Source organism: Streptomyces sp. NPDC041968 (genome assembly GCF_055589025.1).
The window spans coordinates 66905-83536 of sequence record NZ_JBVJCB010000006.1; the positions used below are offsets into that span (position 1 = coordinate 66905).

A 16632-nucleotide genomic window follows, 5' to 3' on the forward strand; every position below is an offset into this window, starting at 1 on the left:
GGAGGGTGCACGTCGCTACGCCACGTTCACCCGCTGACCGGGCGGGGCCGCCTCCAGCCACGCGAGGAATCCGGTCAGCGCGTCCTCGCTCATCGCCAGTTCGAGCCGCGTCTCCCGGTGGACGCAGGCGAGCACGACCGCGTCCGACAGCAGCGCCAGCTCCTCCTCGCCGTCCGGTACCCGGCGGCCGGCCACCTCGATCGCCGAGCGCTCCAGGACGCGGCGCGGGCGCGGGGAGTACGAGAAGACGCGGTACCACTCGATCCGGTCGCCGTTGTAGCGGGCCACGCCGTAGGACCAGCCCTTGCCGCCGGCGTCGCCCTCCTCGGGGGCGTCCCAGCGCAGGGAGCAGTCGAAGGTACCGCCGGAGCGCTGGATCAGCCGCCGGCGCAGACCGAAGACGAAGAGTCCGATCACCACCAGGGCGACGACAATTCCGCACACAGTCAGAGCGAGGACCATCGACACCGACCTCCTCGTCTCCTAGGTAACGGAACGGAAAAAACACCCGGATCTGCCTCAGCCGCGGCCGGGTCCGGATCACTCCGGTCCCAGCCGCGGCTGAGTGACGTCATAGCACGACGCTATCGCACAGTGCTGTGGATCAGCGTCCCGCCGCCGCGCGCAGTCGGACGTCCGCGCGACGCTCGGCGTGGGCGTCGCCCTCCGCCTTCGCACGCTCGAGCTCCCGCTCCGCGCGCTGAACGTCGATCTCGTCCGACAGCTCGGCGATCTCGGCCAGCAGCGACAGCTTGTCGTCCGCGAACGAGATGAAACCGCCGTGCACCGCGGCGACGACCGTCCCACCGTCACTCGTACGGATGGTCACCGGGCCCGACTCCAGCACACCGAGCAGCGGCTGGTGACCGGGCATGACGCCGATGTCGCCGGACGTGGTGCGCGCGACGACCAGGGTGGCCTCGCCGGACCAGACCTCTCGGTCGGCCGCGACCAGCGCGACGTGCAGCTCAGCAGCCAAGGTGGCTCCTCGGGTCACCACCCGGCGGGAGAGCCGGGTGTTGGTTACAAGTCTAAAGGGCGTGACGGAGGGGACGGGACGTGCCCGCCCCCTCCGGTGTGGGCCGTGAGGCCCACGTCGAGCACGAGGCTCAGGAGACGCCCAGCTCCTTCGCGTTCTTCTTCAGGTCCTCGATACCACCGCACATGAAGAACGCCTGCTCCGGGAAGTGGTCGTACTCACCGTCGCAGATCGAGTTGAACGCGGCGATCGACTCGTCCAGCGGTACGTCCGAACCGTCCACGCCGGTGAACTGCTTGGCGACGTGGGTGTTCTGGGACAGGAAGCGCTCCACGCGACGGGCACGGTGGACGACGAGCTTGTCCTCCTCGCCGAGCTCGTCGATACCGAGGATCGCGATGATGTCCTGCAGGTCCTTGTACTTCTGCAGGATGCTCTTCACGCGCATCGCGGCCTGGTAGTGGTCCGCCGCGATGTACCGCGGGTCGAGGATGCGGGACGTCGAGTCCAGCGGGTCCACGGCCGGGTAGATGCCCTTCTCCGAGATCGGACGGGAGAGCACCGTCGTCGCGTCGAGGTGGGCGAAGGTGGTGGCCGGGGCCGGGTCGGTCAGGTCGTCCGCGGGGACGTAGATCGCCTGCATCGAGGTGATCGAGTGACCACGGGTCGAGGTGATGCGCTCCTGGAGGAGACCCATCTCGTCGGCCAGGTTCGGCTGGTAGCCCACCGCGGAGGGCATGCGGCCGAGCAGGGTCGACACCTCGGAGCCCGCCTGGGTGAAGCGGAAGATGTTGTCGATGAAGAACAGCACGTCCTGCTTCTGGACGTCACGGAAGTACTCGGCCATGGTCAGGCCGGCCAGCGCGACGCGCAGACGGGTGCCCGGCGGCTCGTCCATCTGACCGAAGACCAGCGCGGTCTTGTCGATGACGCCGGACTCGCTCATCTCGTCGATGAGGTCGTTGCCCTCACGGGTGCGCTCACCCACACCGGCGAACACGGAGACACCGTCGTGGTTGTTGGCGACGCGGTAGATCATCTCCTGGATGAGCACCGTCTTGCCCACACCGGCGCCGCCGAACAGACCGATCTTGCCGCCCTTGACGTACGGGGTCAGCAGGTCGATGACCTTGACGCCGGTCTCGAACATCTCCGTCTTCGACTCGAGCTCGTCGAAGTTCGGGGCCTTGCGGTGGATCGGCCAGCGCTCACCGGTGTAGGTCTCGTCGACGTTCAGCACCTCACCGAGGGTGTTGAACACCTTGCCCTTGGTGAAGTCGCCGACGGGCACCGAGATGGCCGAGCCCGTGTCGGTCACCGGGGCCTGGCGGACCAGGCCGTCGGTGGGCTGCATGGAGATGGTGCGGACCAGGCCGTCACCCAGGTGCTGGGCGACCTCCAGGGTCAGCGTCTTCAGCTCGCCCGCCTTCGCCGGGTCGGCGACCTCGACGTGCAGGGCGTTGTAGATCTCCGGCATCGCGTCGACGGGGAACTCCACGTCGACGACCGGGCCGATGACCCGCGCGACGCGGCCGGTGGCCACGCCCGACGCAGCGGTCGGCTCAACAGTGGTGGTCATTACTTGTCACTCCCCGCGGTCGCGTCGGCCAGTGCGCTCGCGCCACCGACGATCTCGCTGATTTCCTGGGTGATTTCGGCCTGGCGGGCCGCGTTGGCAAGACGGGAGAGCGTGTTGATCAGCTCACCCGCGTTGTCGGTGGCCGACTTCATCGCGCGCCGCGTGGCGGCGTGCTTGGAAGCGGCCGACTGCAGCAGCGCGTTGTAGATGCGGCTCTCGACGTAGCGCGGCAGCAGGGCGTCGAGGACGTCCTCCGCCGACGGCTCGAAGTCGAACAGCGGAAGGATCTCGTCCTTCGCCGTCGACTCCTGCGCGACCTCTTCGAGGCGCAGCGGAAGCAGCCGGGCGTCGATCGCCGTCTGCGTCATCATCGAGACGAACTCGGTGTAGACGATGTGGAGCTCGTCCACGCCGCCCTCCGCCGTGTCCTTCTCGATGGCCTCGATCAGCGGCGCCGCGACCTTCTTGGCGTCCGCGTACGAGGGCTCGTCGGTGAAGCCCGTGAACGACTCCGCGACCTTGCGCTCACGGAAGTTGTAGTGGGCGAGACCGCGCCGGCCGACGATGAACGTCTCGACCTGCCTGCCCTCGCGCTCGAGGCGCTCGGTCAGCTGCTCCGCCGCCTTGATGGCGTTGGAGTTGAAGGCGCCGGCCAGGCCGCGGTCGCTCGTGAGGAGCAGAACCGCGGCACGGGTCGGGTTGTCCGCCTCCGTGGTCAGCGGGTGCTTCGTGTTCGACCCGGTACCGACCGCCGTGACCGCGCGGGTCAGTTCCTGCGCGTACGGCGTGGAGGCCGCCACCTTGCGCTGCGCCTTGACGACGCGCGAGGCGGCGATCATCTCCATCGCCTTGGTGATCTTCTTGGTCGCGGTGACGGATCGGATGCGACGCTTGTAGACCCGGAGCTGGGCTCCCATGAGTCAGGTCCCTTCCTTACGTCACTTGGCGGCGGACGGGGCGTCCTCGCCGAGCAGCTTGCCGTCCGATGTCTCGAACTGCTTCTTGAACGCCGTGATCGCGTCGGCGATGGCCTGCAGGGTGTCGTCGGACATCTTGCCGCCCTCGCGGATGGAGGTCATGAGGCCCTGCTCCTTGCGGTGCAGGTACTCCAGGAGCTCCTTCTCGAAGCGGCGGATGTCGGCGACCGGCACCTCGTCCATCTTGCCGGTGGTGCCGGCCCAGACGGAGACGACCTGGTCCTCGGTGGACATCGGCTGGTACTGGTCCTGCTTCAGCAGCTCGACCATGCGCTGACCGCGCTCCAGCTGCGACTTCGACGCGGCGTCCAGGTCGGAACCGAAGGCGGCGAACGCCTCCAGCTCACGGAACTGGGCGAGGTCCACGCGCAGTCGGCCGGAGACCTGCTTCATGGCCTTGTGCTGGGCGGAGCCACCGACGCGGGAGACCGAGATACCGACGTTCAGGGCCGGACGCTGACCGGCGTTGAACAGGTCGGACTCCAGGAAGCACTGGCCGTCGGTGATGGAGATGACGTTGGTCGGGATGAACGCCGACACGTCGTTGGCCTTGGTCTCGACGATCGGCAGACCCGTCATCGAACCGGCGCCCTCGGCGTCGGAGAGCTTGGCGCAGCGCTCCAGCAGACGGGAGTGCAGGTAGAAGACGTCGCCCGGGTAGGCCTCGCGGCCCGGCGGGCGGCGCAGCAGCAGCGACACGGCGCGGTAGGCGTCGGCCTGCTTCGACAGGTCGTCGAAGATGATCAGGACGTGCTTGCCCTCGTACATCCACTGCTGGCCGATGGCCGAGCCGGTGTACGGCGCCAGGTACTTGAAGCCGGCCGGGTCGGACGCGGGGGCGGCCACGATGGTCGTGTACTCCAGCGCGCCGTTCTCCTCCAGCGCGCGGCGGACCGACGCGATGGTGGAGCCCTTCTGGCCGATGGCGACGTAGATGCAGCGGACCTGCTTCTTCGGGTCGCCGGTGCGCCAGTTGTCACGCTGGTTGATGATCGTGTCGACGGCCAGGGCGGTCTTGCCGGTCTGGCGGTCGCCGATGATCAGCTGTCGCTGACCACGGCCGATCGGGGTCATGGCGTCGACGGCCTTGTAACCCGTCTCCATCGGCTCGTGCACCGACTTGCGCTGCATGACCGTGGGGGCCTGCAGTTCGAGGGCGCGGCGGCCCTCGGTCTCGATCTCGCCGAGGCCGTCGATCGGGTTGCCGAGGGGGTCGACCACGCGGCCGAGGTAGCCCTCGCCCACGGCGACCGACAGGACCTCGCCGGTGCGGGTGACCGGCTGGCCCTCCTCGACACCGCTGAACTCACCGAGGATGACGCAACCGATCTCGCGCTCCTCCAGGTTGAGGGCGAGGCCGAGGGTGCCGTCCTCGAACTTCAGCAGTTCGTTGGCCATGGCCGAGGGCAGGCCCTCGACCTTCGCGATGCCGTCGCCGGCAAGGGTGACCGTACCGACCTCCTCGCGCGAGGCCGCGTCCGGCTTGTACGACTGGACGAAGTTCTCCAGTGCGTCCCGGATCTCCTCCGGCCGGATCGTGAGCTCCGCCATCTGAGTTCCCTGCTCTCCTTGTTGGGCCCGAAGTTTCACTTGGGGGGTATTCCACGAGTCGGGACTCCCCCCAATGAGAGGTGAATCCTCTGCACGGCCCAACCAGGGCCGTCGTAAGTACGTACTGCTACTGCTTGTCGTGCTGTTGTCGCGCGGGGTCGTCAGCTCGCCATGCGGCGGCCGGCGTCCTCCAGACGGTCCGCGATGGAGCCGTTGATGACCTCGTCACCGACCTGCACCCGGATCCCGCCGAGTACCTCGGGGTCCACGTCCAGGTTGAGGTGCATCGGGCGGCCGTAGATCCTCGCGAGGGCCGCGCCGAGGCGCTGCTTCTGCGTGTCGCTCAGCGGCACCGCCGAGGTGACGACGGCGACCATCCGGTCCCGCCGGTCCGCGGCGAGCTTGGACAGGGACTCGAGTCCCGTCTCCAGGCTACGTCCCCGCGGCACGGTGACAAGGCGCGTCACCAGACGCTCGGTCGTCGCCTCCGCCCGGCCGCCGAGCAGGCTGCGCAGCAGCTCGCCCTTGGCCGAGGTGGTGGCCGAGCGATTGGTCAGCGCGGCGCGCAGCTCGGTGTTCGAGGAGACGATCCGGCCGAACCGGAACAGCTCGTCCTCGACGCTGTCGAGCCGGCCCCGCTTCTGGGCCGCGGTGAGGTCGGCGGTGTTCGCCAGCTCCTCCAGCGCGTCCACCAGGTCGCGGGACTGCGACCAGCGGGAACGCACCATTCCCGACACCAGGTCGACGGCGGGGCCGCTGACCTGGTTGCCGAGGAGTCGCTGGGCCAGCTCGGCCTTGGCCTCGCCGCCCTGCGCCGGGTCGGTGAGGACCCGACGCAGCGACACCTCGCGGTGGAGCAGCGCGGTGACGGCGGCCAGCTCGTCGGCGAGCGAGCCGGCGTCCACGGACGTGGAGTCCGTCAGCGCGTCGAGACGCTCACGTGCGGCGGCAAGAGCCTCGCGGCTCGCTCCGTGCATCCCACTCATCGGGTTGCCTCGGCCGTCGTCGCCTTGTCGTCCAGCTCGTCCAGGAAGCGGTCGATGACACGGCTCTGCCGGGCGTGGTCCTCGAGGGACTCGCCGACGAGCTTGCCGGCCAGCTGAGTGGCCAGCTGTCCGACGTCCTGGCGCAGCGCGGACGCGGCGGCCTTGCGGTCGGCCTGGATCTGGGCGTGACCGGCGGCGATGATTTCCTCACGCTGCCGCTGGCCTTCCGCGCGCATCTCCGCGATGAGCGTGGCGCCCTGCTCCTGCGCCTCCTGGCGCAGGCGCGCGGCCTCGTGCCGGGCCTCGGCGAGCTGGGCCTTGTACTGCTCAAGGACGCTCTGGGCCTCGGTCTGCGCGGCCTCGGCCTTCTCGATACCGCCTTCGATGGCCTCGCGACGCTCTTCCAGAACCTTGTTGATGTTCGGGAGCAGCTTCTTGGCGAGGAAGCCGAAGACGATGACGAAAGCGATGAGGCCGATGACAACTTCCGGCCACGGCGGAATGAGGGGATTTTCCTTCTCCCCCTCAGCCGCCAGGAAAACCAGGGCGGATGTCACATCAGTGCCTTTCGTCGAAAGGGACGGTCGTCAGGTTCGTCTTAGTAGACGAACGGCATGACGAGACCGATCAGGGCGAGCGCCTCACAGAAGGCGAAGCCCAGGATCTGGTTGGCGCGGATGAGGCCGGCAGCCTCGGGCTGACGGGCGAGGGCCTGGGTGCCGTTACCGAAGATGATGCCAACGCCGACGCCCGGGCCGATGGCCGCGAGACCGTAACCGACGGAACCGAGGTCACCGGTGACAGCAGCAAGGTTGGACATGCTTGTTCTTCCTTCTCTTTACGGACCGGTGGGGGTTGGCCACCGGACGACTGGGGGTGTTCGAGGGGCGGGGATGCTCAGTGGTGCTCGGCGAGCGCGCCCTGGATGAAGGTGCAGGTCAGCAGGACGAACACGTAGGCCTGAACCGCCTGGATGAAGAGTTCGAAGGCCGTCATGACGATGACCATCACGAACGAGACACCGGCGTAGGCGATGCCGATGCCGTTGAGCATGTACCAGGTGGCGATCGTGAACAGCAGAAGCAGCGTGTGCCCCGCGAACATGTTCGCGAAGAGTCGGACGGCGTGCGTGAACGGGCGGACGATCAGGTTCGAGAAGAACTCGATCGTCATGGCCAGCGGGAGCACCGGGCCGAGCGACTTGTCGTAGCCCGTCACGTTCTTGAAGAAGCCGACGAAGCCGTGACGCTTGAAGGTGAGCGAGACCCACAGGATGTAGACGATCAGAGCCATACCGGCGGGGTAGGCGATGATCGACGTCACCGGGAACTGGGCGACCGGGATGATCGACCAGAGGTTCATCATCCAGATGAAGAAGAAGAGCGAGACGACCAGCGGGACGTACTTCTCGCCTTCCTTCTTGCCGATGGTCTCGTAGACGACGCCGCGGCGGATGAAGTCGTAGCCGGCTTCGGCGACCATCTGGAGCTTGCCCGGGACGACCTTCGGCTTGTTGAAGGCGGCCCAGAAGAAGCCCACGATGATGATGGAGCCGAGCAGGGCGAGCAGCATCGGCTTGTTGAAGTAAAGGCCGTTGCCGTCTGCGTTGCCCCAGAGCGGCTCGAAGAGGAACGAGTGCAGGCCGGGAGCCGGGAAGCCACACCCGTCGAACAGGTGGCAGTCGGTCTCGAAGGCGAGCACCTGCGTCGGGTCAGCACTCACCGCGGGCTCCTTCATCGTGGCGCATGGGTACGGCAACCTCGTTGTGTCGGCGCGGCGCGTGACCGCTGTTCGGCACGGGACTGGTGTTACGGGTGTGGGGGCGGCTGTGGGGCATCTCGCCTCGCGAATGAGCAGGCGTCAGCGTGGATGCCCGCGCCCGCGATGCCGCAGTTGGCACCGGACGATAGCAGGACTTCACATGCCTCTTTATCCCGGCCCTACCCCTCACGACGAGCGGCCCGTCTTTTCGGGCTTTTCGCTCGAAGACTCGGGCTCGACGTAGAGAATCTTGGCCTTCATGTGCGCCCGCGTCTGCGCGGCGATCCACGCGAGCGTGACGACGACCAGGGTGATCGCGAAGGACCGGGGGTGGAACAGCGTCGTGTTCTTGAACGCGGCCAGGAAGACGAACAGCAGCAGGATCTGTGCCGCGTAGAGCATCAGGCCCATCGCCTGGAAAAGGTGCGGAAGCGATTTGGCGGTGCGCTGCAGGACGTAGAGACCGATCCCCATGAACAGCATCGCCACCACGGTCGCGACGACGGCTCCGACCGCTCCCTTGCCGCCGGCGACCACGGCGCTGACGACGGCGGCTACTGCGCCGACGGCAGCCGTGGGCACGGCAGCCTGAAGCAAGGTCCGGACGTCATTGGACGGCATGGCGGCAACTCCGCTTTTCACAGGGGGCAGGGTGTCGTCATGGACGAGCGTAGTCCCGGGCCGAACGAGGTCCTGACGGCCAAGAGACCGTCGCACTACGGTCCTTAGGCTCTACCCGGGGGTTCTCGTGAACCGTATCACAAACTATTTGATGAGGTCTTTACCTGTGGGTGTGCTTGCTGTCACACATGAGAGTGACAGTGCGCGTCTGTGCGGTCACTGCGCCCACTTGTCTGGTAATGGGGCACTTCGTTCCCCCACGCGTTGGCAATGCTCTCGTCAGATTCTTACCTTGCGCGCGAACGGGGGCCGACGGCGGTCGCCCCGTTGACGCCCGAGACTCCGGCGGCGATCGGCACGCGTTCGTCCTCGCCTCCGCCCTCGTCCGCGACCACGGCGGGCGCGGTCTCGGCGGCGACGGCCCTGCGGCGCCGGTAGCGGGGCGGCACGAAGTGCTCGGCCCAGCGCGGGGCGCGCGGCGTGAAGCGCGGCAGCAGGAGCAGGACCAGGCCGATCGCGCTCAGGAAGACGACACCCAGCACGATCCACATGGAAGCCGCGTTCACCGAGAAGGCCAGGGCGCCGAAGGCGATGAGCGCCGAGAAGAAGTACATGATCAGCACCGCGCGGCTGTGCGAGTGCCCGATCTCCAGCAGCCGGTGGTGCAGGTGCCCCCGGTCCGCGGCGAACGGCGACTGCCCCCGCCAGGTGCGCCGCACGATCGCCAGGATCAGGTCGGCGGCCGGGATGGCGATGATGGTCAGCGGCATCAGCAGCGGGATGTAGACCGGCACCATCTGGTGCACGGTGTTGCGCTCGGAGCCGGAGAACAGCCGCATGGCGTCCGGGTCGACCTGTCCCGTCACCGAGATCGCGCCCGCCGCCAGCACGAGGCCGATCAGCATCGAGCCGGAGTCGCCCATGAAGATCCGGGCGGGGTGCATGTTGTGCGGCAGGAAGCCCAGGCACATGCCCATGAGGATGGCCGCGAACAGCGTCGCGGGGGCGGCCGCCTCGATGCCGTACGAGTACCAGATCCGGTAGGCGTACATGAAGAACGCCGCCGCCGCGATGCACACCGTGCCCGCCGCCAGGCCGTCCAGGCCGTCCACGAAGTTGACCGCGTTGATGGTGATGACGACCAGCGCCACCGTCAGCAGGGTGCCCTGCCACTGGGTCAGTGCCACGTTGCCGACGCCGGGGACGGGGATCCACAGAATCGTCAGACCCTGCACCACCATCACGCCGGCGGCGATCATCTGCCCGCCCAGCTTGATCAGGGCGTCGATCTCGAACTTGTCGTCCAGGACGCCGATCAGCCAGATCAGCGCCGCGCCGGAGAGCAGGGCGCGCGGCTCGTTGGAGTTCTCGAAGACCTCGCTGAGGTTGGTGAGGTGGTCGGCGACCAGCAGGCCCGCGCACAACCCGAAGAACATCGCGATCCCGCCGAGGCGCGGAGTGGGCTCCCGGTGCACGTCACGTGCCCGGATCTCCGGCATCGCCCCCGCCACGATCGCGAACTTCCGTACCGGCCCTGTCAGCAGATACGTCACCGCGGCCGTGACGCAGAGCGTCAGCAGGTATTCACGCACGGGCTTCCCCACAGGTCTCGCTGGCCATTCCCAGCCCCACACCCTAGCGATGAGCGCATACGGTTGAGGACTTCCGGGTAGCGACGATGGTTGCACGTGTGGCTGTGCACACGCGTCCCCTACCCTGCCTCACTCCGGGTACGGAGGGAATTCCGCGACCAGCTGCCGTACGTCGTCCCGCGCCGTGACCGCGTCCGTGCCGCCCCGCAGCACCTCGGCGAGCAGCGTGGCGACCGCCCGCATCTCCCGCTCCCCCATGCCCTGCGTGGTCAGGGCCGCCGTGCCCAGGCGCAGCCCGCGGGCGTCGCCGTGCGGCAGCGCGCAGCAGTCCAGGACCATGCCGGCGGCCGCGAGCCGTCCCCGCGCGGTCCTGCCGTCGACCCCGAGCGGCGCCGGGTCGACGGTCAGCAGGTGGGTGTCGGTGCCGCCGGTGGTGACGACCAGGCCCTCGGCCGCCAGGTGGGCCGCGAGGGAGCGGGCGTTGGCGATCACCTGATGGGCGTACGCGGCGAAGGCCGGGGTTGCCGCCTCGCCGAACGCGACGGCCTTGGCCGCGATGGTGTGCATCTGCGCGCCGCCCTGGGTGAACGGGAACACGGCCCGGTCGACCCGCTCGGCCAGGTCGCTCCCGCAGAGGATCATGCCGCCGCGCGGACCGCGCAGCACCTTGTGCGTGGTGGCGCACACGATGTCGGCGTACGGCACCGGACTGGGCGCCGCTCCCCCCGCGACCAGTCCGATGGGGTGGGCGGCGTCCGCGATGAGGTAGGCGCCCACCTCGTCGGCGACCTCGCGGAAGGCGGCGTAGTCGAGGTGGCGGGGGTAGGCGATGGAGCCGCACACGATCGCCTTGGGGCGGTGCGTGCGGGCCAGGGCGCGCACCTGGTCGTGGTCGATCAGCCCGGTCTCCGCGTCCACGCCGTAGCCGACGAAGTCGAACCAGCGGCCGGAGAAGTTGCCGGGCGAACCGTGCGTGAGGTGCCCGCCGTACGGCAGGCCGAGGGCGAGGACCGTGTCGCCGGGGCGCAGCAGCGCGGCGTAGGCGGCCAGCACGGCGGAGGAGCCGGAGTGGGACTGCACGTTGGCGTGCTCGGCGCCGAAGAGGGCCCGGGCGCGCTCCACGGCGAGCCGCTCGGCGGCGTCGGCGATCTCGCAGCCGCCGTGGTGCCGGGCGCCGGGGTAGCCCTCGGCGTACTTGTTGGCCAGCGGTGAGCCGAGGGCGGCCAGCACGGCGGGGGACGTGAAGTTCTCCGCGGCGATCAGCTGGAGGGTCGTCGACTGGCGGCGCCCTTCGGCGAGCAGGATCTCGGCCAGCTCGTGATCCTGGCGCAGCAGGACACCGAGCCCGCTGTCATCGGCCTCGAGGACGTCGTGGGTGACCGACATGGTGCGCTCCGGGCGTGCGTCGACGGTGACGTACGACCAATGTAGGCCCGGGGCGCCGAAGCCGCCCGAGGTGCCGCGCATCCAGGCGGTGCCCGCCGGGGCGGCCGCCTCGGCGGCGCCCGTCACGTCCGCGCCGCGACCCCCGTCAGCGCCGTCACCACGGGATCGAGGGCCTGGTGTATCTCGTCGCCGATCGACCGGAAGAAGGGCAGCGGCGCCCCGTACGGGTCGTAGACCTCGTCGGCCTCCGCCGTCGGTGCCAGCAGCCAGCCGCGCAGCGCCGCCGCGGCCCGTACCAGGGCCCGCGCGCGCGTGACCACGCCCTCGTCCAGGGAGGGCAGCGTGGCCGGGTCGATGGCGTTCACCAGGCGGGTGAACTCCTTGAGGGTGAAGGTGCGCAGCCCCGCCGAGTGCCCCATGGAGATGACCTGGGCGCGGTGGTCCCGCGTCGCGGTCAGCACCAGGTCCGCGCGGATCACGTGCTCGTCGAGCAGCTCGCGCCCGGTGAAGCCGGCCGCGTCCGCGCCGAAGTCCGCGAGCACGGTCTCCGCGTTCGCCTCCATGGGGGCGCCCTCGTGGCCCCAGGTGCCGGCGCTCTCCACGATCAGGCCGCCGCCGAGCACGCCGAGCCGCTCCGTCACGAAATGCCGGGTCAGCCGCTCGGTGATGGGTGAGCGGCAGACGTTTCCGGTGCTGACGTGGAGGATGCGGAAGCTGTCGCGCGGAAGCCCGACGAACGTCGTCGTGATCTCCGCGGCGCGTTCTGCGCTGCCTATGCCACGCCCCGTCCCAGGGGCCGTCAATTCGCCACCTCGAGGTCGGGTACCACCTTGCGCAGTTCCTCGGCCGACAAGGCGCCCGCGCGCAGCAGCACGGGCACCTCGCGGGTGACGTCGACGATGGACGACGGGACGTTGCCGGGGGTGGGGCCGCCGTCGAGGTAGACGGAGACGGAGTCGCCGAGCATCTGCTGGGCGGCGTCGCAGTCCTCGGGCGCCGGGTGGCCGGTGAGGTTGGCGGAGGAGACGGCCATCGGGCCGACCTCGGTGAGCAGCTCGATGGCGACGGGGTGCAGCGGCATGCGGACGGCGACCGTGCCGCGGGTGTCGCCGAGGTCCCACTGGAGGGACGGCTGGTGCTTGGCGACCAGGGTGAGCGCGCCGGGCCAGAAGGCGTCGACCAGCTCCCAGGCCAGCTCGGAGAAGTCGGTGACCAGGCCGTGCAGGGTGTTCGGCGAGCCGATGAGGACGGGCGTGGGCATGTTGCGGCCCCGGCCCTTGGCGTCCAGCAGGTCGGCGACGGCCTCCCCGGTGAAGGCGTCGGCACCGATGCCGTACACGGTGTCGGTCGGCAGCACCACGAGCTCGCCCCGGCGCACGGCGGAGGCGGCCTCGCGCAGACCGGTCACACGGTCGGTCGCGTCGTTGGTGTCGTATCGCCGTGCCATTTAGCGGGCCTCCTCGTACACGTACTGCGGGGTCGAAGTCGGGGCGGTGCTCACGGGAGCGCCTTGCGGGCGGTCGCGAAGCGGGGGCGTTTGTTGAGGTCGGGGTGGTCGGCCGCGTCGGCCCAGCCCCGCTCCTCGGTGAAGATCCACGGCACCTGGCCGCCCTGGGTGTCGGCGTGCTCGACGACGACGACCCCGCCGGGGCGCAGCAGGCGGTGGGCGGTCCGCTCCAGGCCGCGGATCAGGTCGAGGCCGTCCTCGCCGGAGAACAGCGCCATCTGCGGATCGTGGTCGCGGGCCTCGGGGGCGACGTACTCCCATTCGGTGAGCGGGATGTACGGCGGGTTGGAGACGACCAGGTCGACCTGGCCGTCGAGGTCCGGGAAGGCCGTCAGGGCGTCGCCCTGGCGCAGCTCGACCCTGGACCCCTCCATGTTCTTGCGCGTCCACTTGAGGGCGTCCTCGGACAGCTCCACGGCGTGCACGCGCGAGCGCGGCACCTCCTGGGCGAGGGCGAGCGCGATGGCGCCCGAGCCGGTGCACAGGTCGACGATGCAGGGCTCGACGACGTCCATGGCGCGCACGGCGTCTATGGCCCACCCGACGACCGACTCGGTCTCGGGGCGGGGCACGAAGACACCGGGGCCGACCTGGAGCTCCAGGTAGCGGAAGTAGGCGCGGCCGGTGATGTGCTGGAGCGGCTCGCGCGCCTCGCGGCGGGCGACGACCTCCCAGTACCGGGCGTCGAAGTCCGCGTCCGGCACGGTGTGCAGCTCGCCCCGCTTGACGCCGTGCAGGTACGCGGCGAGCTCCTCCGCGTCGGTGCGCGGCGAGGGCACGCCGGCGTCGGCCAGCCGCTGGGTGGCCTGGGCCACCTCCATGAGCAGCAGGTTCACGCTGGTCCTCCGGGGCTGAGCTGGGGTCCGGTGCGGGTGGTGCGAGGGTGCCTAGGCGGCGGCGAGCTTGGCCGCCGAGTCCGCGTCGACGCAGGCCTGGATCACCGAGTCGAGGTCGCCGTCCAGGACCTGGTCCAGGTTGTACGCCTTGAACCCGACGCGGTGGTCGGAGATGCGGTTCTCCGGGTAGTTGTAGGTGCGGATCTTCTCGGAGCGGTCGACGGTGCGGACCTGGCTGCGCCGGGCGTCCGCGGCCTCCTTCTCCGCCTCCTCCTGCGCCGCCGCGAGCAGCCTGGAGCGCAGGATACGCATCGCCTGCTCCTTGTTCTGCAGCTGGCTCTTCTCGTTCTGGCAGGAGGCGACGACTCCGGTCGGGATGTGCGTGATGCGCACGGCGGAGTCGGTGGTGTTGACGGACTGGCCGCCGGGGCCGGAGGACCGGTAGACGTCGATGCGCAGGTCGTTGGGGTTGATCTCGACGTCGATCTCCTCGGCCTCGGGCGTGACCAGCACGCCGGCCGCGGAGGTGTGGATACGGCCCTGGGACTCGGTGGCCGGCACGCGCTGCACGCGGTGCACGCCGCCCTCGTACTTCAGACGGGCCCAGACGCCCTGGCCGGGCTCGGTGGCGCCCTGGCCGCCCTTGGTCTTCACGGCGACCTGGACGTCCTTGTAGCCGCCCAGCTCGGACTCGGTGGCGTCGATGATCTCGGTCTTCCAGCCGACCCGCTCGGCGTACCGCAGGTACATGCGCAGCAGGTCGCCGGCGAAGAGGGCCGACTCGTCGCCGCCCGCGCCCGCCTTGATCTCCAGGATGACGTCCTTGTCGTCGCTGGGGTCGCGCGGGACGAGCAGGAGGCGGAGCTTCTCGGTGAGCTGCTCGCGCTGCTTGTCCAGCTCCTTGACCTCGGCGGCGAAGTCGGGGTCGTCGGCGGCGAACTCGCGCGCGGTCTCCATGTCGTCGCCGGTCTGCTTCCAGGAGCGGAACGTGGCGACGATCGGGGTCAGCTCGGCGTACCGCTTGTTCAGCTTGCGCGCGTTGGCCTGGTCGGCGTGGACCGACGGGTCGGCGAGCTTCTTCTCCAGGTCGGCGTGCTCAACGACGAGTTCCTCGACGGCCTCGAACATCTGGGGCTCCTGCTACTGCTTGGGAAGGGGAAGGCGGGCGACCAAAAACGCCGGTCCCGGCGCTCCCCCGGCTGGGGGCGCGGCCGTGGACCGGCGATTGGGGGCTCGCTACTTCTTGGAGCCGGCGGCAGCCTTGCCGAAGCGGGCCTCGAAGCGGGCCACACGGCCACCGGTGTCGAGGATCTTCTGCTTGCCCGTGTAGAACGGGTGGCACTCGGAGCAGACCTCGGCGCGGATGGTGCCGGAGTCGATGGTGCTGCGGGTGGTGAACGACGCGCCACAGGTGCAGCTGACCTGCGTCTCGACGTACTCGGGGTGGATGTCGCGCTTCAAGGTGTCTCCTAGGTTCGGGAGGGCGCCGGGTCGCCGCCGCGGGATGCGGGAGCGTGAACCGGAGCCGACGTACCAGTCTGCCAGGACTGGGGCCATCCCCCAAAACCGGGGGCGGGGGCCGTCTATTCCCCCGGGGTTCAGGAGGCGGTCACGACGTCCTTGGCCCCGCCGGTGGCCGTCCCCTCGGTGGCGCTCCGCGGGATCGGCCGGTCGTTCTTCAGGGCGTCCCACACCTGGCGGGCCTGGTCCTCGGCGACCAGGACGCGGTTGGCGTCCGCGGGGTCGTACCGGACCGGCATCGTGACCATGTTCATGTGCGAGGCGTCGATGCCCTTCAGGCCGCTCGCGAAGGACATCAGGGAGTTCACCGAGCCCAGGTCGGAGTCGGTGGTGACGGTCTTGGTGGCGGTGTCGGCGACGTCGTACAGCTTCTTGGGGTTGCCGAGCAGACCGACGTCCTTGACCTGGGCGACCAGGGCCTTGACGAAGGCCTGCTGGAGCTGGATGCGGCCGAGGTCGGAGCCGTCGCCGACGCCGTGCCGGGTGCGGACCAGGCCGAGGGCCTGCTCGCCGTCGAGGGTGTGGGTGCCGGCGGCCAGGTCGAGGTGGCTGTCGGGGTCCCGGATGGCCTCGGTGGTGGTGACGTCGACGCCGCCGAGGTCGTCGATGAGCTTCTGGAAGCCGCTGAAGTCGACCTCGAGGTAGTGGTCCATGCGCAGGCCGCTGACCGACTCGACGGTCTTCACGGCGCAGGGGGCGCCGCCGGTGGCGTAGGCGGAGTTGAACATCACCTCGTGGGCGGCGGGGTGCTCGGTGCCGTCGGTGCCGGTGCAGGCGGGGCGGTCGATGAGGGTGTCGCGCGGTACGGAGACCACGCTGGCCTTCTTGTGGCCCTTGTGGACGTGCACGATCATCGCCGTGTCGGAGCGGGCGGTGCCGTCGTCGGTGCCGCCGCCGAGTTCGCCGTTGCCGCCGGAGCGGGTGTCCGAGCCGAGGACCAGGATGTTCTCGGAGCCGTCGTCGGTCTTCTCGGGGCGGTCGGCGCCGAGGACCTGGTCGATGTCGACGCTCGTCAGGTTGCCGTTGAGCTTGAAGTACAGGACGCCCGCGCCGGTGCCGCCCAGGACCACGATGCCCGCGGCGCTCCAGGCCGCGACGAGCAGTGCCTTGCGCCGTCCGGCGCGCGGCCTGCGGCGGCGGCCCTTGCCCCGGCGGCGGGGTCCGGGACCGTGGGGGTCCCCGGGACCGGGTATCGGATGCTCGGGCGTGCTCTCGGCGGACATGTGCTCCTCGGGTGTTCGTCCGGTCGGTTACCCCCTGCGCTCAGGGTCGGGGCGGTCGGTTCCGGCGGGTTCTGGCCGGTACCTCACCATCGTCCCTCCGTTGTGGAGACGGC

The 16632-nt window shown here is 69.6% G+C and carries 18 protein-coding genes; all 18 read right to left on the bottom strand.

The window, feature by feature from the left end:
* Positions 1–15 precede the first annotated feature (15 nt).
* Positions 16–462 carry a DUF2550 domain-containing protein gene (locus tag ACZ6EG_RS16265; RefSeq protein ID WP_391969543.1) on the bottom strand — a complete coding sequence of 149 codons (447 nt, stop codon included), beginning with the start codon at positions 460–462 and terminating at the stop codon, positions 16–18.
* 142 nt (positions 463–604) lie between these two features.
* Entirely contained in the window at positions 605–979 is a 375-nt protein-coding gene (locus ACZ6EG_RS16270) for a F0F1 ATP synthase subunit epsilon (RefSeq protein ID WP_271320396.1), read from the bottom strand.
* 130 nt (positions 980–1109) lie between these two features.
* The gene (gene atpD, locus ACZ6EG_RS16275; protein WP_391969544.1) at positions 1110–2558 is read right to left on the bottom strand and encodes a F0F1 ATP synthase subunit beta; all 1449 of its coding nucleotides are present in this window, start codon (positions 2556–2558) and stop codon (positions 1110–1112) included.
* A complete protein-coding gene (locus ACZ6EG_RS16280) occupies positions 2558–3475 on the bottom strand; it encodes a F0F1 ATP synthase subunit gamma (RefSeq protein WP_391969545.1) in 918 nt (305 codons plus the stop codon). Before ACZ6EG_RS16280 ends, atpD begins: the two co-directional genes overlap by 1 nt.
* 21 nt (positions 3476–3496) lie before the next feature.
* Entirely contained in the window at positions 3497–5086 is a 1590-nt protein-coding gene (gene atpA, locus ACZ6EG_RS16285; RefSeq protein WP_391969546.1) for a F0F1 ATP synthase subunit alpha, read from the bottom strand.
* A gap of 161 nt (positions 5087–5247) precedes the next feature.
* Positions 5248–6063 (bottom strand): F0F1 ATP synthase subunit delta, encoded by an 816-nt coding sequence (locus ACZ6EG_RS16290; protein WP_391969547.1) that lies wholly within the window; start codon positions 6061–6063, stop codon positions 5248–5250.
* Between the two features lie 5 nt (positions 6064–6068).
* Positions 6069–6629, bottom strand: a complete 561-nt coding sequence (locus ACZ6EG_RS16295; RefSeq protein WP_356604592.1) for a F0F1 ATP synthase subunit B — start codon at positions 6627–6629, stop codon at positions 6069–6071.
* 41 nt (positions 6630–6670) lie between these two features.
* Positions 6671–6892, bottom strand: a complete 222-nt coding sequence (atpE, locus tag ACZ6EG_RS16300; RefSeq protein WP_004925497.1) for an ATP synthase F0 subunit C — start codon at positions 6890–6892, stop codon at positions 6671–6673.
* 77 nt (positions 6893–6969) lie between these two features.
* Positions 6970–7809, bottom strand: coding sequence for a F0F1 ATP synthase subunit A (atpB, locus tag ACZ6EG_RS16305; RefSeq protein WP_391969548.1), 840 nt, complete (start codon positions 7807–7809; stop codon positions 6970–6972).
* A 210-nt stretch (positions 7810–8019) separates the two neighbouring features.
* Positions 8020–8454, bottom strand: a complete 435-nt coding sequence (locus ACZ6EG_RS16310; RefSeq protein WP_383646510.1) for a hypothetical protein — start codon at positions 8452–8454, stop codon at positions 8020–8022.
* A 287-nt stretch (positions 8455–8741) separates the two neighbouring features.
* On the bottom strand, positions 8742–10046 hold the full coding sequence (locus ACZ6EG_RS16315) for an MraY family glycosyltransferase (protein ID WP_391969549.1): 1305 nt from the start codon (positions 10044–10046) through the stop codon (positions 8742–8744).
* 129 nt (positions 10047–10175) lie between these two features.
* Complete coding sequence (locus ACZ6EG_RS16320) at positions 10176–11432, bottom strand: serine hydroxymethyltransferase (protein ID WP_391969792.1); 1257 nt, start codon at positions 11430–11432, stop codon at positions 10176–10178.
* A 122-nt stretch (positions 11433–11554) separates the two neighbouring features.
* Positions 11555–12235, bottom strand: a complete 681-nt coding sequence (locus ACZ6EG_RS16325; RefSeq protein ID WP_053137114.1) for an arsenate reductase/protein-tyrosine-phosphatase family protein — start codon at positions 12233–12235, stop codon at positions 11555–11557.
* On the bottom strand, positions 12232–12879 hold the full coding sequence (locus tag ACZ6EG_RS16330; protein ID WP_053137111.1) for an L-threonylcarbamoyladenylate synthase: 648 nt from the start codon (positions 12877–12879) through the stop codon (positions 12232–12234). Before ACZ6EG_RS16330 ends, ACZ6EG_RS16325 begins: the two co-directional genes overlap by 4 nt.
* 50 nt (positions 12880–12929) lie before the next feature.
* Complete coding sequence (gene prmC, locus ACZ6EG_RS16335) at positions 12930–13775, bottom strand: peptide chain release factor N(5)-glutamine methyltransferase (RefSeq protein WP_356604584.1); 846 nt, start codon at positions 13773–13775, stop codon at positions 12930–12932.
* A 51-nt stretch (positions 13776–13826) separates the two neighbouring features.
* Positions 13827–14903 (bottom strand): peptide chain release factor 1, encoded by a 1077-nt coding sequence (prfA, locus tag ACZ6EG_RS16340; protein ID WP_356604582.1) that lies wholly within the window; start codon positions 14901–14903, stop codon positions 13827–13829.
* A gap of 108 nt (positions 14904–15011) precedes the next feature.
* Entirely contained in the window at positions 15012–15236 is a 225-nt protein-coding gene (gene rpmE, locus ACZ6EG_RS16345; protein WP_018571447.1) for a 50S ribosomal protein L31, read from the bottom strand.
* Between the two features lie 137 nt (positions 15237–15373).
* A complete protein-coding gene (locus tag ACZ6EG_RS16350; protein ID WP_391969550.1) occupies positions 15374–16519 on the bottom strand; it encodes an LCP family protein in 1146 nt (381 codons plus the stop codon).
* Between the last annotated feature and the right edge of the window lie 113 nt (positions 16520–16632).

Excerpts from the sequence above, each read along its gene's own strand:
- ACZ6EG_RS16265 (WP_391969543.1), bottom strand. The coding sequence starts at position 462 with ATGGTCCTCGCTCTGACTGTGTGCGGAATTGTCGTCGCCCTGGTGGTG.
- atpD (WP_391969544.1), bottom strand. The coding sequence starts at position 2,558 with ATGACCACCACTGTTGAGCCGACCGCTGCGTCGGGCGTGGCCACCGGC.
- ACZ6EG_RS16280 (WP_391969545.1), bottom strand. The coding sequence starts at position 3,475 with ATGGGAGCCCAGCTCCGGGTCTACAAGCGTCGCATCCGATCCGTCACC.
- atpA (WP_391969546.1), bottom strand. The coding sequence starts at position 5,086 with ATGGCGGAGCTCACGATCCGGCCGGAGGAGATCCGGGACGCACTGGAG.
- ACZ6EG_RS16290 (WP_391969547.1), bottom strand. The coding sequence starts at position 6,063 with ATGCACGGAGCGAGCCGCGAGGCTCTTGCCGCCGCACGTGAGCGTCTC.
- atpE (WP_004925497.1), bottom strand. The coding sequence starts at position 6,892 with ATGTCCAACCTTGCTGCTGTCACCGGTGACCTCGGTTCCGTCGGTTAC.
- atpB (WP_391969548.1), bottom strand. The coding sequence starts at position 7,809 with ATGAAGGAGCCCGCGGTGAGTGCTGACCCGACGCAGGTGCTCGCCTTC.
- ACZ6EG_RS16310 (WP_383646510.1), bottom strand. The coding sequence starts at position 8,454 with ATGCCGTCCAATGACGTCCGGACCTTGCTTCAGGCTGCCGTGCCCACG.
- ACZ6EG_RS16320 (WP_391969792.1), bottom strand. The coding sequence starts at position 11,432 with ATGTCGGTCACCCACGACGTCCTCGAGGCCGATGACAGCGGGCTCGGT.
- ACZ6EG_RS16330 (WP_053137111.1), bottom strand. The coding sequence starts at position 12,879 with ATGGCACGGCGATACGACACCAACGACGCGACCGACCGTGTGACCGGT.
- prfA (WP_356604582.1), bottom strand. The coding sequence starts at position 14,903 with ATGTTCGAGGCCGTCGAGGAACTCGTCGTTGAGCACGCCGACCTGGAG.
- ACZ6EG_RS16350 (WP_391969550.1), bottom strand. The coding sequence starts at position 16,519 with ATGTCCGCCGAGAGCACGCCCGAGCATCCGATACCCGGTCCCGGGGAC.